The organism is Jatrophihabitans telluris (assembly GCF_023516435.1).
Taxonomy (GTDB): domain Bacteria; phylum Actinomycetota; class Actinomycetes; order Mycobacteriales; family Jatrophihabitantaceae; genus Jatrophihabitans_A; species Jatrophihabitans_A telluris.
This window is the reverse complement of record NZ_CP097332.1, coordinates 550,346-574,760: the sequence shown is the minus strand read 5'-3', so window position 1 is coordinate 574,760 and position 24,415 is coordinate 550,346. Positions and strand designations below refer to the sequence as shown.

Genomic DNA, 24,415 nt, shown 5'->3' with positions numbered 1-24,415 from the left:
CTCAACGCATGGAAAACGCACGAGGTCCCGGTTCCGCCAGGAAACCGGGACCTCGTGGTTGTCGCTACTCGCCTCTGGCTACTCGACGCTGCCGGCGTCCAGGGTCGCCGCTTCGAGGAGCACGCCCGGCTTCGGCTCGCCCCGGAAGGAGAACGTCTCCTTGCCGTCGTCGCCGGTGACGGTGTCCACCACGACGATCTGACCGGCAGTGAGTTCACCGAAGAGGATCTTCTCCGACAGCGAGTCCTCGATCTCACGCTGGATCGTCCGGCGCAGCGGCCGAGCGCCCAGTGACGGGTCATAGCCCTTCTTCGCAAGCAGGGACTTGGCGGAAGCGGTGAGCTCCAGACCCATGTCCTTATTGCGCAGTTGGGTGTCGACGCGGGCCGTCATCAGGTCGACGATCGTGACGATCTCGTCCTCGGTCAACTGGTGGAAGACGATGATGTCGTCGATGCGGTTGAGGAACTCGGGCCGGAAGTGTTGCTTGAGTTCGTCGTTGACCTTCTGCTTCATCCGGTCGTAGTTCGAGGACTCGTCGTTGGACCCGGCGAAGCCCAACGACCCCACCGACTTCGACGCGTCCCTGGTCCCGAGGTTCGTGGTCAGGATCAGCACCGTGTTCTTGAAGTCCACGATCCGTCCCTGGCCATCGGTCAGGCGACCGTCCTCCAGCACCTGCAGCAGCGTGTTGAAAACGTCCGGGTGAGCTTTCTCGACCTCATCGAACAGAACGACCGAGAACGGCTTGCGGCGAACCTTCTCCGTCAGCTGACCGCCCTCGTCGTAGCCGACGTAACCGGGGGGCGCACCGACGAGTCGGGACACCGTGTACCGGTCGTGGAACTCCGACATGTCGAGCTGGATGAGTGCGTCGTCGTCGCCGAACAGGAACTCGGCCAGCGTCTTGGACAGCTCGGTCTTACCCACGCCGGACGGGCCGGCGAAGATGAACGAACCACCCGGGCGCTTCGGGTCCTTCAGGCCTGCGCGGGTACGACGAATCGCTTGCGAGACCGCCTTGATCGCCTGCTCCTGGCCGATGACGCGCTTGTGCAGCTCGTCCTCCATGCGCAGCAGGCGAGAGGTCTCCTCCTCGGTCAGCTTGAACACCGGGATACCGGTCCAGTTCGCCAGCACCTCGGCGATCTGCTCGTCGTCGACCTCGGCCACGACGTCGAGGTCGCCGGCCTTCCACTCGCGCTCGCGCTGAGCCTTCTCGTTCAGCAGGTTCTTCTCCTTGTCACGGAGCGAAGCTGCCTTCTCGAAGTCCTGGGCGTCGATCGCGGATTCCTTGTCCCGACGGACGTCGGCGATCCGGTCGTCGAACTCCCGCAAGTCCGGCGGCGCGGTCATCCGGCGGATGCGCATGCGCGATCCGGCCTCGTCGATGAGGTCGATGGCCTTGTCGGGCAGGAACCGGTCGGAGATGTAACGGTCGGCCAGGCCGGCCGCCGCGACCAGGGCCGAGTCGGTGATCGACACGCGGTGGTGTGCCTCGTAGCGATCGCGCAGGCCCTTGAGGATTTCGATGGTGTGCGCCACCGACGGCTCGCCCACCTGCACCGGCTGGAACCGGCGCTCGAGAGCGGCGTCCTTCTCCAGGTGCTTGCGGTACTCGTCGAGAGTCGTGGCGCCGATGGTCTGCAACTCACCTCGGGCCAGCATGGGCTTGAGAATCGAGGCGGCGTCGATCGCGCCCTCGGCGGCACCCGCGCCCACCAGGGTGTGAATCTCGTCGATGAACATGATGATGTCGCCACGGGTGCGGATTTCCTTGAGGACCTTCTTCAGGCGCTCCTCGAAGTCACCGCGATAGCGCGAGCCGGCCACCAGGGAGCCGAGGTCGAGCGTGTACAGCTGCTTGTCCTTCAGCGTCTCGGGAACCTCGCCCTTGACGATCGCCTGAGCAAGACCTTCGACGACGGCGGTCTTGCCGACGCCGGGCTCACCGATCAGCACCGGGTTGTTCTTGGTGCGCCGCGACAGCACCTGCATGAGGCGCTCGATTTCCTTCTCGCGACCGATGACCGGGTCGAGCTTGCCCTCGCGGGCGGCCTGGGTCAGGTTGCGGCCGAACTGGTCGAGGACCAGCGACGTCGAGGGAGTGCCTTCGGGAGCCGCCCCGGCCGGTTCCTTCGACTGGTACCCGTTCAGCAGCTGGATGACCTGCTGGCGAACGCGGTTGAGGTCGGCGCCGAGCTTCACCAGGACCTGGGCGGCGACGCCCTCGCCCTCGCGGATCAAACCAAGCAGGATGTGCTCGGTGCCGATGTAGTTGTGGCCGAGCTGCAGCGCCTCGCGCAGTGACAGCTCAAGCACCTTCTTGGCCCGCGGCGTGAACGGGATGTGCCCGGACGGGGCCTGCTGTCCCTGGCCGATGATCTCTTCGACCTGCTGGCGGACAGCCTCGAGCGAGATGCCGAGGGACTCCATGGCCTTGGCGGCCACGCCTTCGCCCTCGTGGATCAGGCCGAGCAGAATGTGCTCGGTGCCGATGTAGTTGTGGTTGAGCATCCGGGCCTCTTCTTGGGCCAGGACGACAACACGGCGGGCACGGTCGGTAAACCGTTCAAACATGTCGCTCACTCCCCTTACCGCGTGATCGGGTATGTCCTACCGAGATTTGGCCTACCCGACCCGCTGGTTTGACTCTAGTCATCCCAACGACAGGATTCCGCCCTCGATGCCCGCGTCCGCTCGCAGCGAACTTTACGCACGCCTAACGGTACCTCGCGAGGGGGTCCTTTGGACCTGGTCGGGTAGGTAACAATCCGGGTGCGCCGCGGTCGGATGCGACGGACATTCGACCCTGCGCCGACGCCGCCCTCGGCCCCGATCCCCAGCAACGAGGGCAACCTCAACGCCTGGGCCCCCGCAACGAGGGCAACCTCAACGCCTAGGCCCCCGCAACGAGGGCAACCTCAACGCCTGGCCCCCGCAACGAGGGCAACCTCAACGGCGGGGGCTAGTGAGAGGAGTTGTAGGCGTCCACGATCGAGGCCGGAATCCGGCCACGCTCGGACACCTTGTGCCCATTGGCGCGCGCCCATTCGCGGATGGCCTGGGTCTGTTCGCGGTCGGCGCGCACCACACCGCCGCGCGCGGGGCGGGTGGTGGCAGCAGTGCGGCCGGAGGCCCGACCGGCCCGCCGGGCGTGGCCGACATACGGGGCCAACGCATCGCGGAGCACCGACGCGTTGGATTCGGACAGATCAATTTCGTAGGACATGCCGTCGAGGGAGAAAGAGACCGTTTCGGTGGCGGTGCCCCCGTCGAGGTCGTCGACCAGCAAAACCTGAATCTTCTGGGCCATTCGTTGATCTTCCAATCATGTGAAATTAACGACGTGTCGCATAACGCCGGTCAACGGACAGTAGATCACACTCCGAACCCAATGGCGGCCGAACTGGCCAGTTGTCGCGCGCACCACGATCGTGCGAAATCCCGGCCGGACTAATGCCGAAGGAATATCGGCGGCCGGGCCGCCGCCCGCAATGGCCGGGCGCCGCGTCCGCGTATATGCGCGGTGGCCCGGATCGCATTGACAGTCGCACTCGTCGCCGCGTCCGAGCGATCGCGCACGGCCGCCGGCCCTGGCCGTTTAGCGACTGGCCCGATCGCCCTAAAGCGGCTTGAGGAGCGGAAACAAGATTGTCTCCCGAATTCCCTTGCCGGTCAGCAGGGACACCAGACGATCAACGCCCATCCCCATTCCGCCCGTCGGGGGCATGCCGTACTCGAGAGCAGTGAGGAAATCCTCGTCGAGTTGCATCGCCTCGGGATCGCCCGCGGCAGCCGCTGAGGACTGCTCGACCAGCAAACGACGTTGTTCGACGGGGTCGACCAGCTCCGAGAACGCCGTCGCGACCTCGACACCGCCGATGATGAGGTCCCAGGCCTCGGCCAAACGCGGATCGGTGCGGTGGCTGCGAGCGAGCGGCTTTACCGCTCGCGGAAAGTCGGCGACGAAGGTGGGCTGCACGAAGCTGTGTTCCACCAATTTTTCGAACAATTCCAGCACGATCTCGGGGGCGCCCCATTCGGGCTTCAGGCCCACGCCATGATCGGCTGCATATCCGCGCAAGTCCTCGGCGGTCGTGTCCGGGGTGATCTCGGCCTCGACTGCCCGCGAAACCTCGCCGTACACGGTCACCCATCGCCATTCGCCGAACAGATCGATCTCCACGCCGTCAGCGTTCGTGGGGGCGGCAATACCGACTGCCGTGGCGGCATTCTGGATCAGGTTGCGGGTGAGGTCGGCCATCGTGTGGTAATCGCCGTAGGCCTGGTAGGACTCGAGCATCGTGAATTCTGGTGAGTGGGTGGAGTCCACGCCCTCATTGCGAAAGATGCGACCGAGTTCGAACACGCGCTCGATGCCTCCGACGATGCAACGCTTCAACGGCAACTCCAGCGCGATCCGCAAGGACATCGGCAGGTCGAAAGCATTGAGGTGGGTGTTGAAGGGCCGCGCCGCGGCGCCGCCGTGGATCAGCTGCAGAACCGGCGTCTCCACTTCGAGAAAATCACCTGACTCCAACGTCCGTCGCAGCGAGCGGATCACGTCGGCCCGCAACTGCACCATGCGGCGGGCCTCCGGACGGACGATGAGGTCGACGTAGCGCTGACGGACCCGCGCCTCCTCACTCATCGGCTTGTGCGCGACGGGCAGCGGGCGCAGTGCCTTCGCGGTGATCCGCCAGGAGTCGGCCATGACCGACAGCTCGCCCCGGCGGGAGGAGATGACCTCGCCGGTGATGAAAACCTGATCACCGAGGTCGACGTCGGCCTTCCAGTCGGCCAGGCCCTGCTCGCCCACCGAGGACAGCGAGAGCATCGCCTGCAGTTCGACGCCGCCTTCGCGCAGCGTCGCGAAGCAGAGCTTGCCGGTGTTGCGGACGAAGATGACCCGTCCGGTGACCCCGACCTTCCGGCCGGTCTGGGTGTCGGGCTCCAGGTCGGGGAACGCCGCACGGATCTCAGCCAGCGAGTCAGTGCGAGCGACGGTGACCGGGAACGGCGCGCGCTCGGGATCGGACATCAGCCGGTCGTACTTCCCGCGCCGGATCCGCACCTGCTCGGGAAGGTCGTCCGGGGTCAGGGCATCGTCGGCGGCATCAGCAGGCTCGGTCACCGCCCAAGCCTATCGGCGGCCAAGCACCGGACAGCCGCCGTGGGTGGCCTGCTGACGAATGTCACGTCGGAACCAGGGACGTTCACACTGGCCGATCACCGGCACGTCCGGGCAAGCTCAGGCCCATGACGACGAACCAGACCCTGATCCGCGGCGGGATCGAGCTGACCGGCCTGCGAAAGAGCTTCGGCGCGCTCGAGGCTGTGCGGGGGGTCGACCTGCATATCGCTGCCGGTGAGACGGTCGCCCTGTTGGGACCCAACGGGGCCGGAAAGTCCACGACCATCGACATGATGTTGGGGTTGTCCCAGCCCGACGCAGGTTCAGCCCGCATCTTCGGCCTCAGCCCGAAGGAGGCCGTCGCGGCCGGCCAGATCTGCGGGATGCTGCAGGTGGGCGCACTCGTCCCCTACCTGAGCGTCACCGAGCTGCTGACCGAGATCGCGTCCTTGTATCCGCGGGCGCTGCCGGTAGCCGAGGTCATCGAGCTGGCCGGACTCTCGGACTTCGCCGGTCAGCGCACCAACAAGCTCTCCGGCGGGCAGCTGCAGCGCACCCGATTCGCGATCGCCCTGGTGTCCAACAGCGATCTGCTCGTGCTGGACGAGCCGACCGTCGCATTGGACGTCGAGGGGCGACGCCAGTTCTGGATGACGATGCGCGCGATCGCCAACAGCGGCAAGACCGTCGTGTTCGCCACCCACTACCTCGAAGAAGCCGACGAGTACGCCGACCGGATCGTGCTCATGGCGCACGGACGGATCGTGGCGGACGGCCCGACCACGGAGATCCGGTCGCTGGTGGGGTCCAAACTCATCCGGGCCACCCTGCCGGACGTGCCCCGGTCCGATCTCGCCGCCATCGACGGCGTGAGCGCAGCCGAGCGCCGGGGCGAGGCCGTGGTACTCAGCTGCTCCGATTCCGACCTGGCGCTTCGGACGTTTCTCAGCCGGTATCCCGCCGCCCGTGACATCGAGGTCGCCGGGGCCGGTCTGGAAGAGGCCTTCCTCAAGCTCACGGGTCACACAGCGATCGATGATGCGGAGACCACCCGATGAACACGACATACCTGCGCCTGGAACTGCTGCGTGTGCTGCGCAATCGCCAGAGCTTCATCTTCTCGCTGATCTTCCCGGTCCTGATGCTGTTGATCTTCGGCGCGCCCAATCGCCACGACGACAACTTCGGCGGTTCGGGAATCAACGGAGCGACGTACTACATGATCGGAATGCTCACCTTCGGATCGGTCGGGGCGGTGATCGCGGGGGGCATGCGTATCGCGGTCGACCGCGCCATCGGCTGGAACCGCCAGCTGCGGTTGAGTCCGCTCACCCCGAGGGCCTACCTGACGGCCAAGGTCCTCGTCGGCTACGTGACCGCGGGGATGACCATCGCGGTGCTGTACCTCGTCGGGGCCTCGCTGGGCGCCCGGATGTCGGCGGTGCACTGGCTGGAGACGACCGCGCTCGTGCTCATCGGCCTGGTGCCCTTCGCCGCGATCGGGATCTGGGCCGGACACACGTTCAAGGAGGAGGCGATGGGTCCGCTGATGGGCGGAGCCATGTCGCTGTTCGCGATCGTCGGGGGGTCCTGGTTTCCGGTCAGCGGAATCATCGGCACCATCGGCAGCTGGACGCCGTCCTACTGGATCGTCCAGGCCGGCCATCTCGGCGTCGGGGGGACGATGTGGCCCGTCAAGGGGTGGGTGGTCATCCTGGCCTGGACACTGGCGTTCAGCGGGCTCGCGACCCGTGCCTACGCCGAGGACACCAAGCGGGGCTGACGGCGAACACTGCCATCCTTTCGAGTCGACCCTTTAGATTGACGGGTGAAATGACCACCGCGAACCGACCAGCCGCGTCTGCCGGGACCGACCGGCCGTCCGTGGTCTCGGCGAGACCCGGATGGGCCAAGGGCTGGCTGCGTTTCGTGTTTCCTGGTGTCTTCTTGATCTATCTGATCCAGACCGCGGGCGGGGTCGCTCGCTACTCCCGTCAGCCGTGGGACTGCGTGGGTTGGCTGATCCTCGTCGTCTTCTGCGCCAGCTACCTCTACGCCGTCGCCACAGGGATGAGCGGGGAACACCACGAGCGTTTTTGGCGGCTGTACGCCCTGATGCTGCTGCTCTGTGCGGTGGAACTGGTGTTCGCGCACGCCGATGCCTTCGTCATGCTGGTCTACGTCAGCGTCCTTTCCGTCGCCGCGCGGTACGGAAAGTCGTTTCCGGTACTGGCCTGCTACGTCGGCCTGTCGATCGCCGTCCCCTTGGCGATCCCGTCCTGGCGAGCGCATTTCGACCCCAGCATTCCGGTCGCCATCGCCATCGTCTCCCTGGCGATGTTCGGGTTCTTCGGCTTGATGCGAGCGAACGGAGCGCTGGAGGAGGCGCGGGCCGAGGTCGCCAGGCTCGCGGCGGAGGGGGAACGGACCCGGATCGCCCGTGACCTGCACGACCTGCTGGGTCATTCGCTCACCACCATCACGGTGAAGGCGGGCCTGGCCCGGCGACTGGCCGAACTCGATCCCGCCAAGGCCGCCCTCGAGATCGCCGAGGTCGAAGCCCTGGCCCGGCAGACCCTGACCGACGTCCGCGCGGCGGTGTCTGGTTACCGCGAGGTCACCTTGGGCAACGAACTGGCCGCCGCACGGGAAGTGCTGCGGGCGGCGGGCATCGCCGCCGTGCTGCCGGGTGCGATCGACTCCGTTCCCAACGGGCACTCGGAGCTGTTCGCGTGGGTGATCAGGGAAGGCGTGACGAACGTGGTCCGGCATTCCCGCGCCAGCCATTGCGAAATCCGGCTCACGCCTTCCTCGGTGGAGATCAGCGACGACGGCATCGGCGGCGCGTGCGAATCGGGCAACGGGCTCACCGGACTGAGCGAGCGGGTAGGCGCTGCCGGTGGCCGTCTCACCGTGGGCACCGCTGCGCAGGACGAGCGCTCCCGTCCGGGCTGGCACGTCCTCGTGGAGCTGAACCGATGACCGTACGACTGTTGCTGGCCGATGACCAAGCCCTGGTCCGCTCTGCCCTGGCCGCCTTGCTGTCGTTGACCGAGGACTTCGAGGTCGTCGCCGAAGTAGGCCGTGGGGACGAGGTGGTGGCGGCGGCGATCAAGTACCGACCCGACGTCGCACTGCTCGACATCGAGATGCCGGGACTGGACGGCCTGGCCGCGGCGGCCGCCCTGTCGCACGAGGTGCCCGGCACTCGGGTGATCATCCTGACCACCTTCGGCCGGCCCGGATACCTGCGCCGGGCCATGGAGTCCGGGGCGGTCGGTTTCGTCGTGAAGGACGCTCCGGCCGAGCAGCTGGCCGACGCGGTCAGGCGCGTGGCCAACGGCGAACGGGTGGTCGATCCGGCCCTCGCCGCGGCGACCTTGGCCGGTGGGGCGTCCCCACTGACGGGCCGGGAACGTGACGTGCTGGTGGCCTCCCGTAACGGGGCGACCGTGGCCGACATCGCGACCAAGCTGTTCCTGTCGGAGGGCACCGTACGTAACTACCTGTCGGCGGCCATCGCCAAGACGGGAGTCCGCAACCGCGTGGAGGCCTTCCGGGAAGCGGAGCAGCGCGGCTGGCTGTGACCGGTGTCCGCCGGCGCGCTCAGGTGTTGCGTTCGTAGATCAGGCGAAGACCGATCAAGGTGAGATCCGGTTCGTGCCGGGTGACCGTCTCGGAGTGCTCGACCACCAGCGGGGCCAGGCCACCGGTGGCGATGACCTCGACGGAGGCGGGGTCATCCGGTTCCAGCGCCCGGGCCAACCGGCGGGCCAGGCCGTCCACCTGACCGGCGAAGCCGTAGAGGATCCCCGATTGCAGGGCCTCGACGGTGTTCTTGCCGATGGGCGAACGGGGTTTGATCAACTCGACTTTGCGAAGCTGGGCGGCACGGGCCGCCAGAGCGTCCAGGGAGATCTCGATCCCGGGCGCCAAGGCGCCACCGAGGAACTCACCCTTCCCGCTGACGACGTCGAAGTTGGTCGAGGTCCCGAAGTCGACCACGATTGCCGGCCCGTCGACCAGGTGGTGCGCCGCGAGAGTGTTGACGATGCGGTCGGCACCGACTTCCTTCGGGTTGTCGAACAGCAGCGCGACGCCGGTCTTGATCCCCGGCTCCACCAGCACGGTCGGCATCGCACCCCAGTACCGGGCCAGCATCGTGCGTAACTCCCGCAGTGCCGCCGGCACCGTTGAGCAGCCGGCGATCCCGGTGATCGGCAGGTCGCCGAGCAGGCCACGGAAAGTCAGCATCAGCTCGTCCGCGGTGTTGCGGGAATCGGTTTTCACTCGCCAGGAGTGGACCATCCGCTCCCCGTCGAACACGCCGAGGACGGTGTTGGTGTTACCGATGTCGATGGTCAGCAGCATCTGGCGTCCCGTTCCGTCCCGTTCAGTTCGCGTGATCGTCGGCCGGGGCGCGCGGCCCGGCCGGCTTGTCGATGTCCGCGAGATCGAGTCCGATGTCGAGCACCTTCGCCGAGTGGGTCAGCGCGCCCACCGCGAGATAGTCGACTCCGGTGCCGGCGACCACGGCCGCGTTGCCCAGCTCCAGGCCACCAGAGGCTTCCAGCCGCACCGGGCGATCCGCGTCTGCGGCCTGTTGCACGCACCGCCGCAGTTCCGGCAGCGACATGTTGTCGAGCAGGATCAGGTCCGCGCCGGCGGCGATCGCCTCGGCGCACTGGTCCGGGGTGTCGACCTCGATCTCGACCGGCAGGCCGGGCGCGGCGGCCCGGACGAGCTCGAAGGCGCGAGTCACCGAGCCCGCCGCGTGCACGTGGTTGTCCTTGATCAGCGCGGCGTCCGACAGTGACATGCGGTGATTGATCCCACCCCCGCAGCGGACCGCGTACTTCTCCAGGGCTCGCAGTCCCGGCATGGTCTTGCGGGTGTCCCGGATCTGGGCGCGGGTACCGGCCACGGCGGTCACCCACAGCCGCGTCGTGGTCGCGACACCGGACAGGTGAGTCAGCAGGTTCAGGGCGGTCCGTTCGGCCGTGAGCAGATCGCGCACCGGGCCGGTGGCCACCAGCAGCGGCTCGCCGGCCTCGACGATGTCACCGTCGGCCACGGCGATGTCGATGCGCACCCGGCCGTCGGAGACGATCGCGAAGACCAGCGCGGCTACCGGCAGTCCGGCCACCACACCGGTCTGGCGCGGAACCGCGACCGCCCGTCCGAGCTGATCGGCGGCGATGGTGGCAGCGGTGGTGACGTCCGCTCCCTCGGACAGATCCTCGGCCAGGGCCGTCGTCACCACGCGGGCCACCTCGGCCGGATCCAGCCCGACGGCGGCAATGGCGTCGAGAACGTCAGGCGGGATCATCTGGGCAACAGCTCCGAGGAGGGGACGGACGGTTCGGCGCCAGGCGCTCGCAGGGGCCGGTAATCGCTGCTGATCATGCCATCCGGCCCGAGGCTCAGGTCCAGATGGCCGAGCCAGCGCTCGTCATCGGCGCCAGGATGGTCCTCGCGCCAGTGCGACCCGCGCGTCTCCTGGCGGCGGGTGGCCGCGACGACCAACGCGGTGGCGACCGTGAGCAGGTTGGTCGCCTCCCAGCTCTCGGTGCGGGGATCGCGACTGCGCTGCGCCGACAACTTCGCCAGCGTGGCCGAGGCGCGCACCAGCCCGGGAGCGTCCCGGAGCACGCCCGCATCGGCCGACATCTCCCTTTGCAGCAAGGGGCGAATGGTGCTGGAGCAGATGCCCGCGCTACGGACGTCCACTCCCAGATCGACCAGCGGATCACCGGGCGAGAGGGTCGCGATGACGTCGTCGGCGATCCGTCGGCCGAATACCAGCCCCTCCAGCAGCGAGTTGGACGCGAGCCGATTCGCTCCGTGCACGCCGGTGCAGGCGGCCTCACCACAGGCGTACAGGCCGGTCACCGACGCGCGACCGTGGAGGTCGGTGCCGATACCACCGGAGGCGTAGTGACACGCCGGGGCCACCGGAATCAGTTCGGCGACCGGATCGATTCCGAGCGAGTTCAGGGTGGCCAGGATCGTCGGGAAGCGCACTCGCCACTTCTCCGCACCGAAGTGCCGGGCGTCGAGCCACACGTGCGCGGCGCCGGTTTCTGCCATCTCGCGCAGGATCGCCTTGGCCACCACGTCGCGGGGGGCCAGGTCGGCCAGCTCGTGCTGGCCCTGCATGAAACGGCGGCCGGCATCGTCGACGAGGAAGGCACCCTCGCCCCGCACCGCCTCACTGACGAGTGGCTGCTGGCCCGCGGCACCGCCACCGAGCCACAACACCGTTGGATGGAACTGGACGAACTCCAGGTCGCGCACGACCGCACCGGCCCGCAATGCCGCCGCGACTCCGTCCCCGGTGGACACCGATGGGTTGGTGGTGGCGGCGTAGATCTGACCCATGCCCCCGGTCGCCAGGACGACCGCGCGGGCCCGCACCGCGCCCACTCCGTCCAGTTGACCCTCCCCCATCACGTGCAGGGTCACCCCGCCGACGCCGGCGCTCGTGGGCAGCAGGTCCAGCACGAGGGCGTGCTCGATGACTTCGATCGCGTCACTGGCCAGCACCGCCGCGACCAGCGCGCGTTCGATCTCAGCACCGGTGGCATCGCCGCCCGCGTGAGCGATCCGGTCACGGTGATGGCCGCCCTCACGAGTCAGGGACAGTTCCCCGTTGCCCGACAGGTCGAAGCGGGTACCGAGCTGGACGAGCTCCCGCACTGCGGCCGGGCCCTCGTCGACGAGCACCTGCACGGCGTCGCGCTCGCACAGCCCGACCCCGGCCACCAACGTGTCGGCCAGGTGATCGGCGGGGGTGTCGTCCGGGCCGAGCGCCGCGGCGATGCCACCCTGCGCCCACCGGGTGGAACCCGCCGCCAGAACGTCCTTGGTGACCACCATGACCCGCAGGCCGGTCGGGACCGCCCCGGGCAGGCCGGCTCCGGCGATCCGGAGCGCCGTCGTCAGTCCCGCGACACCCGATCCGACGATGACGACGTCGGTTTCCACGATCCAGCCGGGCGCGGGCGCGAGCAGCTTCTGCGGCAGGCTCATACGCCGCCCCCGATCTCGACGGCGATGTTGTCGATCAGCCGGGTCTGTCCCACCCGGGCCGCGACCAGCAACCGAGCCGCACCGGCCTCGGGCAGGCGCAGGTCTGGCGTCCGCAGCTCCAGGTACTCCACCTCGATGCCGTCGGTGGCGTCGAGAACCGCCCGGGCCGCGGCGACGATCGCCGAGGCGGAACGCCCGCTGTCCCGTCCGGCTTGCAGGGCACGCGGCAGCGCCAGGGCCCGGCGGCGTTCGTCCTCGGACAGGAACACGTTGCGACTGGACAGCGCCAGGCCGTCCGGATCCCGCACGATGCCGACGCCGACGACCTCGACGTCCAGTCCGAGGTCGTGACTGAGTTGCCGCACCAGGACCAGCTGCTGATAGTCCTTCTCACCGAAGAAGGCACGCTGCGGACGAACGGCCGTGAACAGCTTCGTCACGACGGTCAGCACGCCGTCGAAGTGGCCGGGGCGGTTCGGGCCCTCCAGTTGGTCGGCCAATTCCCCTGCGGTGACCCACACCTGCACCGGGCCGCCGGGATACATCGTGTCCACGGACGGGTTGAAGACGAGGTCGACGCCCAGCTCGCGGCAGCGTGCCAGATCGGCCTCCAACGGCCGCGGGTAACGAGCGAGATCGGCGGCCTGGTTGAACTGCATGGGATTGACGAAGATGCTCACAACCACGGTGTCGCAGCGAGCCCGGGCCGCCCGGATCAAGGCCGCGTGGCCATCGTGCAGGGCGCCCATGGTCGGGACGAGGCCGACCACGCCGGCGAGCCGTTCCCGCGCGCGGGCCAACTCGGCAGGAGTGTGAACCACTGCCGTCACCATCGATCGCCCGTCATCCGTCGCCCTCGATGTCTTCGGCGGCCTCGATCACCGCGATGAGTTCCTGGCACTGCTGCTGGGTGAGGCGCCCGGCCGCCTGGGCTCGTTGCAGCGTACGGATCGCCATGGCCAGGTACGGATTGAGGTAACGAGTACCAGCGAGGGCATGCACATGCTTGTCGACGGTTCGGCTGTCACCCCGGGCGACCGGCCCCGTCAGCGCGTCATCGCCCAGCCGCAGCGCGTTGTCCAGGGAGGCGACGAGCAACGGCGTGAGCAGGCGGCGCGGGTTGTCCACGCCGGACTCGCGGAGCACGTCCGCAGCGTCGTTCACCAGTGTGACGAGGTGATTCGAGCCCATCGACAAGGCGGCGTGGTAGCGCGCCCGCGACGCTTCGGGAACCCAGACCGGCTCGCCGCCGAGCTCGATCACCAGCGTCTCGGCGACCGGACGGAACTCCTCCGGCGACGTCACACCCCAAGCCGCGTCGGTGAGACGCAGCAGGTCTTCCTCGCGGCCGGCGAACGTCATGACCGGATGCAGGGCCATCCCGACGACGCCGAGTTCGGCGGCCGGGGCGAAGACGTCGATGCCATTGGCCCCCGAGGTGTGCACGGCGAGCTGCCCGGGCCGCCAGGTCTGGGTCCGGGCCAGACCCTGAACGAGGCCGGCGAGCTGGTCGTCCGGAACCGTGATGAGGACCAGATCGGCCAGCGCCGCGGCCTCGTCGGCCGGCAGCAAAGGCACGTCGGGCAGCATCCGCTCGGCCCGCCGCAGGGAGGTGTCACTCACTCCGACGCCGGCGGCGACGAAGTGGCCCGCTCGGGCAAGTGCAGCGCCGAGCACCGAACCGACCCGGCCGACGCCGATCACCGCCACCCGCAGCCGGGGCGCTCCGGAGGGATCGATCACGCACCAACCCTAGCGGCGGGTGTTCACCGGGTAACGGTCATGTGACCTTCGCGTATCCCTGCGGCGGTCGGCTACCGTGCTCGGGTGACCGATCTGCAGACCGATGTCGCGGCCGCCGCCGACCGGGCCGAGGCCCACTCCACCGCCCCAGCTCTGCTGTTGCAGCTGCAGGCATGCCTCGGGCAGCTCGCCGCCGCGGCCGACGGCTCAACGGAGGGGGGCCGCCGGCCCTACCGGGTCCCGACCGGCTGGGCGGACAAGCTCGGCGAACTCGGGTTCCTGGTGTATCTGCTGGCCGATCAGACCGGGGTCTCGGTTGACGAGGCGGTTCGACGGGTGTCGGCCGGGGTGAACGCCGAGGCTGACCGCCGCGCGGCCCAGCACACGGTCGACACCGATTCCTGGCTCTAGACCCCGGCGACGCCGGATTTCCGGCTCGGCCCGACACCAGCCACGGATCTCGCCTGCAGCTCGCACCGTTCGTGATGTCTGATGAGACACCGCTTTTAGCGGGTGCGCGCTCCGTACGGCTAACTGGAAACAACTAACTCCGACGGATGCGGGCGAGCAGGTCGTCGGGCGCATCGTCCGGTGCTCGGCGACGTCCGCCAGCTGGACGCGTGTCCTCCGGCGCTGTCTCCCCGGCCGCTCGCCGGCGGCCCACGTAGCGCGGCTCGTTCTCTCGAACGCCGGCTCCGGCGCGGTCGTCGGTGGGCTCCGTGGGCGCCGTGGGCTCCGTGGGCTCCGTGGGCTCCGTGGGCGCCGTGGGCGCCGTGTCCGGCCCCCTCCGCTCCGTCGTCGACTTCGGTGCCGGCGGCTCGTCCGGCTCCAGAAGTTGGGCGACCTCGCTGGACAGCGGGGTGAGACGAGGCAGGTTGGCGAACGGGTCCGGACGACCGCTCAGCGACGGCATGGCCGACGCGGCCCGAGCGGGAACCGGCTCGGGTGGGCGAAGGGCCTGGGCCGCGGGTACCGGTTCCGGCGTGGGTGCAGGCGCCCCTGCCGGCTCCGGCGTGGGTGCAGGCGCCCGTGCCGGCTCCGGCGCGGGTGCAGGTGCGGGTGCGGGTGCGGGTGCGGGTGCGGGTGCGGGCGCGGGTTCCCGCTCGGGTGCTCGGGCGGGGCTGGGGGTCGGGGCGGGGGCGGCCGCAGGGGCCGGAGTCGGGGCGGGGGTCGGGGCGGGGGCGGCCGCAGGGGCCGGAGTCGGGGCAGGCGCAGGCTGGTTCACGGGCTCCTGATCGTGCTCGATCACCTCGGCGTCGAGAATGTCCTCAGCCGACTCGGCCGAGGCGGTGTGCCGATCGGGAGCGGCCGTCTTCTTGGCACGGTCGTCGTTCGACCCGGAACCGGACGGACCCTGGCCTGACTGGGCCTGCACGGCTGACTGGGACGAGCGGGTCTGGTTCAGGTACTCCGCAGGAGCGGCCGCCAGGCTTTCCCGGCTGCCACCGAGGCGACGGATCTCGCTCTGCAACGCCTCAAGGTCCGAGGCGATCAGCCGGGTTGTCTCCACCCGCTCAAGCCGAAGCTGGCCACCGACCTTGTCGACTATCTCGGCCCGCAAGGAACTGACCTCGTCCCGCAGGGTGCTGATCTGCTCGGTCAGGACGCGCTCGATCTCGCCGCGCAAGGCGATTTCCAGACGGAAGTCTGCCTCCCGGCGTGCCGCCGTCTCACGGGCCAGCTGCAACTCGCCGAATCGGCGCAGCTCGACCTCTTGCGTCTGCTGGGACTGCTTCGCCGCCTCGAGCTGGGTCTGCTGGAGGCTGGCGATCTGGAGTTGCGCCTCATGTAGCTGGGCCGCGTGCCGTTGAACCTCGAGCAACTGTTGCTGGTGCTGCTGGGTTCGACGGGACGAGAAGACGGCCGGCGCGGCGAAAAAGACCGCCCATGCTCCAAGGAGCACGCCGATCTGGGTCTGCTTGGCCGTGTTGGAGAAGGCGACCAGGTATACGGCGACGGCACCTAACGGAATCGCAACGGCGATAGCCGCGACTCGCCAGAACCCGGCCCGGGGATTGGCGGAGTCGTTGCGAGGCACGGGGGGCAGTCTATCGAGAGCGTCTGGGGCGACCGTTAGCCCCAGACGTCGTAGACCGGGGGAAAGTTGCTTTGATCACGGGTTACCCGTCCTCAGCCGCGGTCGCTGTTGGGGTCGATTCCGGCGCGTTCGAGCCACAACCCGGTGAGCGTGAGCGCAACGGAGGCGAGCAGTACCACGATGCCCACCCGGACGTCGTGCGAGGCCGCGGACGTCCGCGAGACATCCGGGACCACCTTCGCGACCAGGGCCGACGCGGCCCCTGTCAACGCAGCGCCGCACAGCGAACTGGCCTTGCCGAGGGCGACCGAACGGGCGATGGCGATCGCGGTCATCGGCTTGGCCTGCGGGTCGTGCCGGACGGCTGACCTGACCCGCGGGGCCAGCACGATCTCCACGGCAGCAAGCGCGCCGATCGGAACCGCGGCATACCACTGGAAGGGCGGCAGCGAGCCGTAGGACAACTGCAGGATCAGGTAACCCAGCGCGGCCACGACCAGGAAGGGGACCAGCAGGTCGGTGGCCGACGTGCGCCGCATCATGTGGGCCGCCCGGCCTTCGGCAGCACCGTGGCTGGAAGCAGGCGCACCGCGTCGAGTTCGGCCTGCGGCAGAGCCTGCATCAGGCTGAGCACGCTTCCCCGGCCCGGCAGCTCGGCCTCGGGGTCCAGGGCCCACCAGGGCACCAGGACGAAAGCGCGTTCGGCGGCATGCGGATGCGGCAGGGTCAAGTGCGGATCGTCGCTGCGGACGTCGTCCACGGTGATCACGTCGACATCGAGCGTCCGCGGGCCCCAGCGCACCTCCCGCGTCCGGCCGGCGGCGCGTTCGGCTTCCTGGGCTCGGCGCAACCAGTCCGCCGCTTCGGCCTGGTCGTCGCTGACGATCAGGACTGCATTGAGAAAGTCGGCCTGAACGACCCCACCCCACGGTGGAGTCGAGAAGACCGGAGAAACCCCGACCAGGTAGGGCGAAAATGCGGTCACGGCCGTCGCCAGATGCGCGAATGAGTCACCCTCGTTCGATCCGATCGACAGGACGGCCCTACTCATCGAGCGCCCGCTCGATCGGCGCGCTTACGACGGATGGTGACCGCGACGTCGGTGAAGGCAAGCGGGATCGGTGCCGACGGCTTGTGCACCGTCACGGTCGCCGCCGCGACCCTGGTATCGGCCAAGCACACCGTCATCAGCCGGTCGGCCAACGTTTCCAGCAGGTTGACCGGTTCTCCGGCGATGACCGCCGCCAGCGATTCGGCCAGCTCCCCGTAATGAACGGTGTCGACGATGTCGTCCGTCGCCGCCGCTCGGGAAGTGGACAGCTCGAGTTCGACGTCGACGACGAAGTCCTGGCCTTCCCGGCGCTCGAAGTCGAACACTCCGTGGAAACCCCGCACTCGCAGACCGGCGAGTCTGATGATGTCGGCCGTCATCGGGCCGCCTTGATGGCAGCGGCGGCCAGCGCGGCGTCCACGCTGGGGCGGACCTCGTGCACCCGAACCCCCCAGGCGCCTTGCAGGGCCGCGAACATCGTGAGCGCCGTCGTGGCGTCCTCTCGCTCGGAGGTGGCCCGCACCTCGCCGTCCGGGTCGGCCAGCAGGCGCCCTAGAAAGGACTTGCGGGACGCACCGAGCAGTACCGGCAGGTCGAGCCGGGTGAACTCCTCGATATGGGCCAGTAGCCGCCAGTTGTGCTCCGCACTCTTGGCGAAACCCAATCCGGGGTCGAGAACCAGCTGCTCGGGTTCCACCCCGGCCTTCACGGCGTCGTCGACCCGGGCGAGCAGTTCATGCTTGACGTCGAGGACGACATCGTCGTAGCGGGCAAGCTCGGCCATCCGGTCGGAATGCCCGCGCCAATGCATGATGATCCATGGGCACCGGGCGTCGGAGACAACGCGCGCCATGTCGGCATCACCGAGACCGCCCGAGACGTCGTTGACGATCATGGCACCGGCGGCCAGCGACAGTTCGGCAACGGCGGCTCGGTAGGTGTCCACGCTGACCTTGATCCCCTCCTGGGCCAGCCGCTGGATCACCGGCACGACCCGGGCCGCTTCCACCTCGGCCGAAACCCGTTGCGCGCCGGGGCGGGTGGACTCTCCGCCGACGTCGATCAGGTCCGCTCCGGCCGCGACCATCTCCTCGGCGTGCGCCACCGCGGCATCGAGGTCGGCGTAGCGGCCCCCGTCGGAGAACGAGTCCGGCGTGACGTTGAGGACGCCCATGACGACGATCCGGTCGGAGCGGGTCGGCAGCGCCGAGGCAGCGGAGGGGAGCATCGCCGCGTCAGTGACCCAGGATCAGGCTGAGCGCCTCGGAGCGGGACCTCGGATCGCTCTTGAAGATCCCGCGGACCGCCGAGGTCATGGTCAGCGCTCCCGGCTTGCGGATGCCCCTCATCGCCATGCAGAGATGCTCGGCCTGGACGACGACGATGACGCCGCGCGGTTCGAGCCTCGACATCACCGCATCGGCGACCTGCGAGGTCAGTCGCTCCTGCACCTGGGGCCGTTTGGAGTACAGGTCGACCACTCGGGCCAACTTCGACAGTCCGGTGATGCGCCCGTCGTTACCGGGGATGTAGCCGATCGCCGCGGTTCCGTGCCACGGCACGAGGTGATGCTCGCAGGTCGAGTACAGAGGAATTTCCTTGACCAGGACCAGCTCGTCGTGGTGCTCGTCGAACGTGGTCTTGAGAACCTCGTCGGGGTCGACGTGCAGGCCGGCGAACACCTCGGCGTAGGAACGAGCCACGCGGGCGGGCGTCTCACGCAGCCCTTCGCGGTCGGGATCCTCGCCGACCGCGATGAGCAGCTCGCGAACCGCCCGCTCCGCCCGTTGGAAATCGATGCCACCGCCGGAGTCGGAACCGGTCATGTCTGTTGTGCCCTCCGAGCAGGTGGGAGTCAGGCCTGAACGATGGATGAACCGGGCTCAGGCGCGGTCGCCCGTGCCCGAATCGCCGTGGGATTCATCGGGGACCGCCGGCAGGGCCTGCGTGGGGTGACTTGCCGGCTCCTCGGGCGCGGGGAACCCGGGCACCGGCGGGTAGGACTCCGGTGGCGGGTAACCGGGCGACTGCGGGTAGTACGCGGGCGGATAACCGTTGACCGGCGGGTTCTGGTAGCCGGCGTCCGGATGGCCGCCGTTCACCGGTGGATAGCCGTTGACCGGGGGCGGTGAGTACTGACCGGCGGGCAGATAGGCCTGGCCCGGGGGCGGGTAGTCAGACGGTGGTGGCGGGTACTCGGCCGGCACGGCATTCTGACCGGGTGCGGGCGGGTAGGCCATGCCGCCGGGCATGCTCGCCGGCTCGGCCGGCTGCCCGGAACCGTAAGGCACCTCGCCGTACGGTGCGTGCGCCGGAACCTCGCCACCGCTGCCGGGGAATCTGTTGGCGGCGCCGTTGGTGCTGCCCGAGTTGGCGTACGCGCTCGGAACCTGCACCCGAACCGTGTGCGGGATCTCGATGGGCGGACGATCCGACGGGGTGCGCTTGCCGAAACCGGCGAAGGTGTTGTGCGGCGGACGCTTGCGGACCGGGGCGAGAATCCGCTCCAGCTCGTCCTTGCTCAGCGTTTCCTTCTCGGCGAGTTCCAGCACCATGGCGTCGAGGACGTCCCGGTACTGCACCAGGATCTCCCACGCTTCGTCGTGAGCGCCCTCGATCAGGCCGCGGACCTCCTCGTCGATCCAGGACGCGATCTCCTCGGAGTAGTCGCGCTGGTGACCGTAGTCGCGGCCGAGGAATGGTTCGGAATCACTGGTGCCGTACTTCACGGCACCGAGGCGGGAACTCATGCCGTACTCGGTCACCATCGAGCGGGCCAGCGAGGTCGCCTTCTCGATGTCGTTGGACGCACCGGTGGTCGGCTCGTGGAAGACCAGTTCCTCCGCCGCCCGACCGCCAAGGGCGTAGACCAGCTGGTCCAGGATCTCGGCGCGGGTCTGCTGGTAGCGGTCCTCCAGCGGCAGCACGAGCGTGTGCCCCAGGGATCGGCCACGCGGCAGGATCGTCACCTTGTGCACCGGGTCCAGGTTCGGCATCGCCCAGGCCGCCAGTGCGTGACCGGCCTCGTGGTAGGCGGTGACCCGTTTCTCCTTGTCGCTCATCGCCCGCGTCTTGCGTTCGGGGCCGGCGATGACCCGATCGATGGCCTCCTCCAGCGCGGCGTCGGTGATCAGCCGCCCGTGGTAGCGGGCCGTGAGCAGGGCCGCCTCGTTGATGACGTTGGCCAGGTCGGCACCGGTGAAACCCGGGGTCCGGCGGGCGACGTTGTCCAGGTTGACGTCCGGAGCGAACGGCTTGCCCTTCGCGTGGACCTCCAGCACGGCCTTGCGTCCGATGATGTCGGGCGGTGAGACGGCGATCTGGCGGTCGAATCGCCCGGGCCGCAGCAGGGCGGGATCGAGGATGTCGGGACGGTTGGTCGCCGCGATCAGGATCACGGTGCCCTTGACGTCGAAGCCGTCCATCTCGACGAGCAGCTGGTTGAGGGTCTGCTCGCGCTCGTCGTGTCCGCCGCCCATCCCCGCGCCGCGGTGGCGTCCGACCGCGTCGATCTCGTCGACGAAGACGATGGCCGGCGCGTTCGCCTTGGCCTGCTCGAACAGGTCCCGGACCCGGGAGGCGCCGACGCCGACGAACATCTCGACGAAGTCCGAACCGGAGATCGAGTAGAACGGGACCCCGGCCTCACCGGCGACCGCGCGGGCCAGCAGCGTCTTACCGGTTCCGGGTGGCCCGTACAGCAGGACACCCTTGGGAATCTTGGCTCCGATGGCTTGGAAGCGCGCGGGATTGGCGAGGAACTCCTTGATCTCCTGCAGCTCCTCGATCGCCTCGTCGGCGCCGGCGACGTCGGAGAAGGTGGTCTTCGGAGTGTCCTTGCTGACCAGCTTGGCCTTGGACCGTCCGAAGGACATCACCTTCGAGCCGCCGCCCTGGAGGTTGGACATCACGAAGAACAGGACGAGCCCGATCAAGATCAGCGGCAGGAAGTTGATCAGCAGCGTGACGAAGATGTTGTCCTTGCTCTGCTTCGTCGTGAAGGTCGCGCCTTCGGACTTGAGCAGATCGGTGGTCAACGTCTGGGTGAAGTCACTGGGGTAGGACGCGCTGATCTTGGTCTTGCCCTGGAACGCGGTCTTCAGGTCGAGATCGACCGAGGACTCCTTGTCGTGGACCGTGGCCGACTTGACGTTGCCGGAGGTGATCTGGGCGATCGCGTCGGAGGTCTTCACCGATTTGTATGAGCTGCCCCCGCGCAGCACGGTCGGCAGGACCAGCACCAGGATGACGGCGGCAACAACCCATATCAAAGGTGATCGAACGAGGCGCTTACGATCCATAACGCGTGCGTCCCGAACCCGGAGGGGCCGGAACGTATCCTCCTGCCAGCTGCTCATTAGTGCCGGAAAATCTGCTGCACTGTCCAAAAGACGGTACACGGAAGCGGCTGCGCCCCTGTACTTGAACGCTACGCAGGGTGCGCTGGTTCCGACTTGCGGGTGAGTAAACCCTCAGCGTTCGCTGTGGGCGTAGCCGGGTCAGCCGGTCGAGCTTTCAGCTCAGGCGTACACGGACGGCTTGAGCCGCCCGATGTAGGGCAGGTCCCGGTAGCGCTCGGCATAGTCCAGGCCGTACCCGACCACGAACTCGTTCGGGATCTCGAAGCCCACGTACTTGACCGGGACCTGGACCTTGACCGCGTCGGGTTTGCGCAACAGCGCCACGACTTCGACCGAGCGCGGGTTGCGCGCCTGCAGGTTCTTGAGCAGCCACGACAGGGTCAGGCCGGAATCGATGATGTCCTCGACGATGAGGATGTCGCGACCGGTCACATCGCGGTCCAGGTCCTTCAGGATGCGTACGACCCCCGACGAAGTTGTCGACGACCCGTAGGACGAGCAGGCCATGAACTCCATCTCCGACGGCCGGCTCAACGCGCGGGCGAGGTCGGACATGAACATCACGGCGCCCTTGAGCACCCCGACGAGCAGCGGTTCCCGGTCGGCGTAGTCGGCGTCGATCCTCGCGGCCAGCTCGTCGATCTTGGTCTTGATGTCATCGGCAGAAATCAGTGTCGCTTCGATGTCGTCGTCCAGGATGGATGAGCTCACTGACGGTTCTCCAGGCTCGGATGGCTGGTGGGGTTGATCGGACGGCTTGCGGGACGGGCTGGTGTTCGGTCGGTCGGTCCGGGCTCGAGTCACGAATCGGGACGCGACAACACCAGCCTGCCAGACGTCCGGCGCACGTGGCAGCCGCCAGGCAGGTGAATGGGACCTTGGCCACGCCAACCGGTGACCATGTCCTCCAGCGCCCCGACGTGCACCGAGGTGAGGGCGTCGGCACCCTGCTCTTCGGCCCAGCGCTTGAGCACCCGAGTGCGCACCGCGCGGGGCTCGGCCTCCAGACCCTCGACGGACAGGCCGCCACCCGGGGTCTCGCGCAGGCCGAGCTCACGCGAGGCCAGTTGGTCCAGGGCATCGACGGCGTCCTGAACCTGGGTAGCGGTGCGGGCCAGTGCCTCGACGACGCCGCCGCCCAGAATCTCCTCCAACAGCGGCACAGCCTCGCTCCGCAACCGGACCCGCCGGTACCGGGGATCGACGTTGTGCGGGTCGTCCCAGACCGGCAGTTGCAAGGACCGGCTGGCGGCGAGCGTGTCTGTCCGGCGCAACTGCAGGAAAGGCCGCACGAGCAGCGGGTGGGTGAGTGAGTCCTCAGCGGAGCGTGGGGCCGAACCGGACTGGGCGCGCATACCGGCGATCGAGGCCAACCCTGAACCGCGACCGAGTCCGAGCAGCACCGTTTCGGCCTGGTCGTCGGCCGTGTGGCCCAGCAGGACCGCCGCGGGTCCGCCGGCCCGCGCCCGATGGTCGGGTTCTCGCCCGGCTGATCGACCGAAGCCGTCGGCAACCTCGGCCACGGCCCGGTAACGGGCGGTTCGGGCCGCCGCCTCGGGGCCACCGGCGCCGGGACCGTCGGCGACGCTGACGGCGACGATGTGGACGGGATCGAAGCCGAGGTCGTAGCCGAGCTGCGCCACCCGCCGCGCCTGCTGCCAGGAATCCGCCTGCAAGCCGTGGTCGACAGTGACCAGGGCGTGCGGCCGCCCGGTGCGTGCGGCCTCGAACGCGGTCGCGGCGGCCAGGGCGAGCGAGTCGGCGCCGCCCGAGCAGGCGACCACGACCGGCCGATCGGTGCCGAGCTCATCCAGGCTCCCCAGCGACCGGCGGACCGCACGGCGGACCGCGGCCACGGCCGGATGCGGTCCCATGTCCCCAGTCTCCCAGGGCCGGCCGACGACGTTGCCGAGGCCGGCGGGACAGGACCCGGGCTCGGGTCGCTAGCCTGGACAGGGTGCAGCCCTCTACTCCGACCGAGATCTCCGTCGACGACGCCTACGCCGCAGTCCAGGGTGGCGCCTACCTGCTCGACGTCCGCGAGGACCACGAATGGGTCGACGGCCACGCCGAACGGGCCGTCCACATACCGATGTCCGAACTGAACGCCCGCACCGGGGAGATCCCGACCGACACGACGGTGATCTGCGTCTGCCACGTCGGCGGCCGGTCGGCGATGGTGACCGACGCCTTGAACGCCAACGGCTGGCAGGTCCTGAACCTCACCGGCGGGATGGCCACCTGGCAGGCCCGGGGCTATCCGGTGGTTGACGCCAGCGGCGGGCCGGGGCAGATCGGCTGAGCGGGCAGCCGGAGTCCGCGCCCGGGCGGGGCAGCACGAGCTGGCTCGACCTGTGGGTACGCCGCGCCCTGCTCGAACAGGTGCCACGCGATCACCACCAACCCGATTCCCAGTTCCGCCGACGCCGGGTGGTCGTCGCCATCACGCTGCTGATCGGCGGGTTCCTGCTGTGGCGGTCGTTGTCGGTCAAGCCCGGTGACGCCGCCTTCTATCCGCTGACCGCGGCTCTGGCGGCCACCTGGGTGATCGGTGGCCTCACCTCCGGACCGCTGCATCTGGGCCGGATCGCGTTCCGCTCCGAGTTGCGCAGGCCCGTCGGCACCCCGTTCGCCATCGGGCTGTTCAGCGCCGTCGTCTTCGTCGGCGGTGCATTGATAGTTCGCGAGATCGGTCCGCTACGCGACATCACCGACAAGGTGCTCGAGCACGCGCGACAGGGTTCGATCCCGCTGGTCGTAGCCCTGACGCTGGCCAACGGGATCGCGGAGGAGATCTTCTTCCGAGGCGCGCTCTACGCCGCTATCGGCCGCCGTCACCCGGTACTGATCTCGACGCTCTGCTACACCCTGGCGACGGCAGCCACCGGCAACGTCATGCTGGTGTTCGCGGCGGCACTGTTGGGAGCGGTATGGGCGCTGCAGCGGCGGGCCTCAGGCGGCATACTCGCTTCCAGCATCAGCCACGTCACGTGGTCGGCGGCGATGGTCTTCGTCCTGCCACCCCTCTTCGCACGTTGACGTTGCCCTTGTTG

24 protein-coding genes are annotated in these 24,415 nt (G+C 68.6%); 7 read left to right on the top strand and 17 right to left on the bottom strand.

Features of this window, described 5'->3' with window-relative positions; translation table 11 throughout:
- Positions 1–78: 78 nt before the first annotated feature.
- The 3 genes from M6D93_RS02775 to lysS form a co-directional block, all read right to left on the bottom strand.
- Positions 79–2,580 carry an ATP-dependent Clp protease ATP-binding subunit gene (locus M6D93_RS02775; protein ID WP_249772810.1) on the bottom strand — a complete coding sequence of 834 codons (2,502 nt, stop codon included), beginning with the start codon at positions 2,578–2,580 and terminating at the stop codon, positions 79–81.
- 388 nt (positions 2,581–2,968) lie between these two features.
- Positions 2,969–3,316: a histone-like nucleoid-structuring protein Lsr2 gene (locus M6D93_RS02770; RefSeq protein WP_249772808.1), complete on the bottom strand. Its 348-nt coding sequence runs from the start codon at positions 3,314–3,316 to the stop codon at positions 2,969–2,971.
- A 309-nt stretch (positions 3,317–3,625) separates the two neighbouring features.
- The gene (lysS, locus tag M6D93_RS02765) at positions 3,626–5,137 is read right to left on the bottom strand and encodes a lysine--tRNA ligase (RefSeq protein ID WP_249772806.1); all 1,512 of its coding nucleotides are present in this window, start codon (positions 5,135–5,137) and stop codon (positions 3,626–3,628) included.
- Between the two features lie 125 nt (positions 5,138–5,262).
- Between lysS and M6D93_RS02760 the strand changes: the two genes are divergently transcribed.
- From M6D93_RS02760 to M6D93_RS02745, 4 genes are read left to right on the top strand one after another with little or no spacing between them, the layout of a single operon-like run.
- A complete protein-coding gene (locus M6D93_RS02760; RefSeq protein ID WP_249772804.1) occupies positions 5,263–6,195 on the top strand; it encodes an ABC transporter ATP-binding protein in 933 nt (310 codons plus the stop codon).
- A complete protein-coding gene (locus M6D93_RS02755) occupies positions 6,192–6,920 on the top strand; it encodes an ABC transporter permease (RefSeq protein WP_249772802.1) in 729 nt (242 codons plus the stop codon). The genes M6D93_RS02760 and M6D93_RS02755 overlap by 4 nt, the downstream gene beginning before the upstream one ends.
- Before the next feature lie 50 nt (positions 6,921–6,970).
- Positions 6,971–8,119, top strand: coding sequence for a sensor histidine kinase (locus M6D93_RS02750; protein WP_249772800.1), 1,149 nt, complete (start codon positions 6,971–6,973; stop codon positions 8,117–8,119).
- Positions 8,116–8,724, top strand: coding sequence for a response regulator transcription factor (locus M6D93_RS02745; protein ID WP_249772798.1), 609 nt, complete (start codon positions 8,116–8,118; stop codon positions 8,722–8,724). Before M6D93_RS02750 ends, M6D93_RS02745 begins: the two co-directional genes overlap by 4 nt.
- Positions 8,725–8,743: 19 nt before the next feature.
- Here the strand turns inward: M6D93_RS02745 and M6D93_RS02740 are convergent, their stop codons facing one another.
- From M6D93_RS02740 to M6D93_RS02720, 5 genes are read right to left on the bottom strand one after another with little or no spacing between them, the layout of a single operon-like run.
- Positions 8,744–9,508 (bottom strand): type III pantothenate kinase, encoded by a 765-nt coding sequence (locus tag M6D93_RS02740; protein WP_249772796.1) that lies wholly within the window; start codon positions 9,506–9,508, stop codon positions 8,744–8,746.
- A 22-nt stretch (positions 9,509–9,530) separates the two neighbouring features.
- On the bottom strand, positions 9,531–10,466 hold the full coding sequence (gene nadC, locus M6D93_RS02735) for a carboxylating nicotinate-nucleotide diphosphorylase (protein WP_249772794.1): 936 nt from the start codon (positions 10,464–10,466) through the stop codon (positions 9,531–9,533).
- Positions 10,463–12,169, bottom strand: coding sequence for an L-aspartate oxidase (locus M6D93_RS02730; RefSeq protein WP_249772792.1), 1,707 nt, complete (start codon positions 12,167–12,169; stop codon positions 10,463–10,465). The genes nadC and M6D93_RS02730 overlap by 4 nt, the downstream gene beginning before the upstream one ends.
- Entirely contained in the window at positions 12,166–12,999 is an 834-nt protein-coding gene (panC, locus tag M6D93_RS02725; protein ID WP_347343737.1) for a pantoate--beta-alanine ligase, read from the bottom strand. The genes M6D93_RS02730 and panC overlap by 4 nt, the downstream gene beginning before the upstream one ends.
- Before the next feature lie 13 nt (positions 13,000–13,012).
- Positions 13,013–13,912, bottom strand: a complete 900-nt coding sequence (locus M6D93_RS02720; protein ID WP_249772788.1) for a Rossmann-like and DUF2520 domain-containing protein — start codon at positions 13,910–13,912, stop codon at positions 13,013–13,015.
- 84 nt (positions 13,913–13,996) lie between these two features.
- Here M6D93_RS02720 and M6D93_RS02715 point away from each other — a divergent pair, with 84 nt between their 5' ends.
- Entirely contained in the window at positions 13,997–14,323 is a 327-nt protein-coding gene (locus M6D93_RS02715) for a hypothetical protein (protein WP_249772786.1), read from the top strand.
- Positions 14,324–14,456: 133 nt separating this feature from the next.
- On the opposite strand, the gene M6D93_RS02710 is transcribed toward M6D93_RS02715, so the two are convergent.
- From M6D93_RS02710 to tilS, 9 genes are all read right to left on the bottom strand, one after another.
- Positions 14,457–15,950, bottom strand: a complete 1,494-nt coding sequence (locus M6D93_RS02710; RefSeq protein ID WP_249772784.1) for a coiled-coil domain-containing protein — start codon at positions 15,948–15,950, stop codon at positions 14,457–14,459.
- A gap of 92 nt (positions 15,951–16,042) precedes the next feature.
- A complete protein-coding gene (locus M6D93_RS02705; protein ID WP_249772782.1) occupies positions 16,043–16,492 on the bottom strand; it encodes a DUF3180 domain-containing protein in 450 nt (149 codons plus the stop codon).
- Positions 16,489–17,001, bottom strand: a complete 513-nt coding sequence (gene folK, locus M6D93_RS02700) for a 2-amino-4-hydroxy-6-hydroxymethyldihydropteridine diphosphokinase (protein ID WP_249772780.1) — start codon at positions 16,999–17,001, stop codon at positions 16,489–16,491. The genes M6D93_RS02705 and folK overlap by 4 nt, the downstream gene beginning before the upstream one ends.
- Positions 16,998–17,381 carry a dihydroneopterin aldolase gene (gene folB / locus M6D93_RS02695; RefSeq protein WP_249772778.1) on the bottom strand — a complete coding sequence of 128 codons (384 nt, stop codon included), beginning with the start codon at positions 17,379–17,381 and terminating at the stop codon, positions 16,998–17,000. Before folB ends, folK begins: the two co-directional genes overlap by 4 nt.
- Positions 17,378–18,229 carry a dihydropteroate synthase gene (folP, locus tag M6D93_RS02690; RefSeq protein WP_249772776.1) on the bottom strand — a complete coding sequence of 284 codons (852 nt, stop codon included), beginning with the start codon at positions 18,227–18,229 and terminating at the stop codon, positions 17,378–17,380. The genes folB and folP overlap by 4 nt, the downstream gene beginning before the upstream one ends.
- 7 nt (positions 18,230–18,236) lie before the next feature.
- Positions 18,237–18,827, bottom strand: coding sequence for a GTP cyclohydrolase I FolE (gene folE, locus M6D93_RS02685; RefSeq protein ID WP_249772774.1), 591 nt, complete (start codon positions 18,825–18,827; stop codon positions 18,237–18,239).
- 57 nt (positions 18,828–18,884) lie between these two features.
- Positions 18,885–21,302, bottom strand: coding sequence for an ATP-dependent zinc metalloprotease FtsH (ftsH, locus tag M6D93_RS02680; protein WP_283818632.1), 2,418 nt, complete (start codon positions 21,300–21,302; stop codon positions 18,885–18,887).
- A 219-nt stretch (positions 21,303–21,521) separates the two neighbouring features.
- On the bottom strand, positions 21,522–22,073 hold the full coding sequence (gene hpt, locus M6D93_RS02675; protein WP_430667203.1) for a hypoxanthine phosphoribosyltransferase: 552 nt from the start codon (positions 22,071–22,073) through the stop codon (positions 21,522–21,524).
- Between the two features lie 89 nt (positions 22,074–22,162).
- Positions 22,163–23,236 (bottom strand): tRNA lysidine(34) synthetase TilS, encoded by a 1,074-nt coding sequence (gene tilS / locus M6D93_RS02670; RefSeq protein ID WP_249772772.1) that lies wholly within the window; start codon positions 23,234–23,236, stop codon positions 22,163–22,165.
- An 83-nt stretch (positions 23,237–23,319) separates the two neighbouring features.
- On the opposite strand from tilS, the gene M6D93_RS02665 reads away from it, so the two are divergent.
- Both M6D93_RS02665 and M6D93_RS02660 read left to right on the top strand, forming a co-directional pair.
- Positions 23,320–23,664, top strand: coding sequence for a rhodanese-like domain-containing protein (locus tag M6D93_RS02665; RefSeq protein ID WP_249772770.1), 345 nt, complete (start codon positions 23,320–23,322; stop codon positions 23,662–23,664).
- 80 nt (positions 23,665–23,744) lie between these two features.
- A complete protein-coding gene (locus tag M6D93_RS02660) occupies positions 23,745–24,401 on the top strand; it encodes a CPBP family intramembrane glutamic endopeptidase (RefSeq protein WP_249772768.1) in 657 nt (218 codons plus the stop codon).
- The last annotated feature ends 14 nt before the right edge of the window (positions 24,402–24,415 follow it).

Coding starts and splice junctions, on each gene's coding strand:
- M6D93_RS02775 (WP_249772810.1), bottom strand. CDS start 2,580: ATGTTTGAACGGTTTACCGACCGTGCCCGCCGTGTTGTCGTCCTGGCC.
- M6D93_RS02770 (WP_249772808.1), bottom strand. CDS start 3,316: ATGGCCCAGAAGATTCAGGTTTTGCTGGTCGACGACCTCGACGGGGGC.
- M6D93_RS02760 (WP_249772804.1), top strand. CDS start 5,263: ATGACGACGAACCAGACCCTGATCCGCGGCGGGATCGAGCTGACCGGC.
- M6D93_RS02755 (WP_249772802.1), top strand. CDS start 6,192: ATGAACACGACATACCTGCGCCTGGAACTGCTGCGTGTGCTGCGCAAT.
- M6D93_RS02750 (WP_249772800.1), top strand. CDS start 6,971: ATGACCACCGCGAACCGACCAGCCGCGTCTGCCGGGACCGACCGGCCG.
- M6D93_RS02745 (WP_249772798.1), top strand. CDS start 8,116: ATGACCGTACGACTGTTGCTGGCCGATGACCAAGCCCTGGTCCGCTCT.
- M6D93_RS02740 (WP_249772796.1), bottom strand. CDS start 9,508: ATGCTGCTGACCATCGACATCGGTAACACCAACACCGTCCTCGGCGTG.
- nadC (WP_249772794.1), bottom strand. CDS start 10,466: ATGATCCCGCCTGACGTTCTCGACGCCATTGCCGCCGTCGGGCTGGAT.
- M6D93_RS02730 (WP_249772792.1), bottom strand. CDS start 12,169: ATGAGCCTGCCGCAGAAGCTGCTCGCGCCCGCGCCCGGCTGGATCGTG.
- M6D93_RS02705 (WP_249772782.1), bottom strand. CDS start 16,492: ATGATGCGGCGCACGTCGGCCACCGACCTGCTGGTCCCCTTCCTGGTC.
- folK (WP_249772780.1), bottom strand. CDS start 17,001: ATGAGTAGGGCCGTCCTGTCGATCGGATCGAACGAGGGTGACTCATTC.
- folB (WP_249772778.1), bottom strand. CDS start 17,381: ATGACGGCCGACATCATCAGACTCGCCGGTCTGCGAGTGCGGGGTTTC.
- folP (WP_249772776.1), bottom strand. CDS start 18,229: ATGCTCCCCTCCGCTGCCTCGGCGCTGCCGACCCGCTCCGACCGGATC.
- folE (WP_249772774.1), bottom strand. CDS start 18,827: ATGACCGGTTCCGACTCCGGCGGTGGCATCGATTTCCAACGGGCGGAG.
- ftsH (WP_283818632.1), bottom strand. CDS start 21,302: ATGGATCGTAAGCGCCTCGTTCGATCACCTTTGATATGGGTTGTTGCC.
- tilS (WP_249772772.1), bottom strand. CDS start 23,236: ATGGGACCGCATCCGGCCGTGGCCGCGGTCCGCCGTGCGGTCCGCCGG.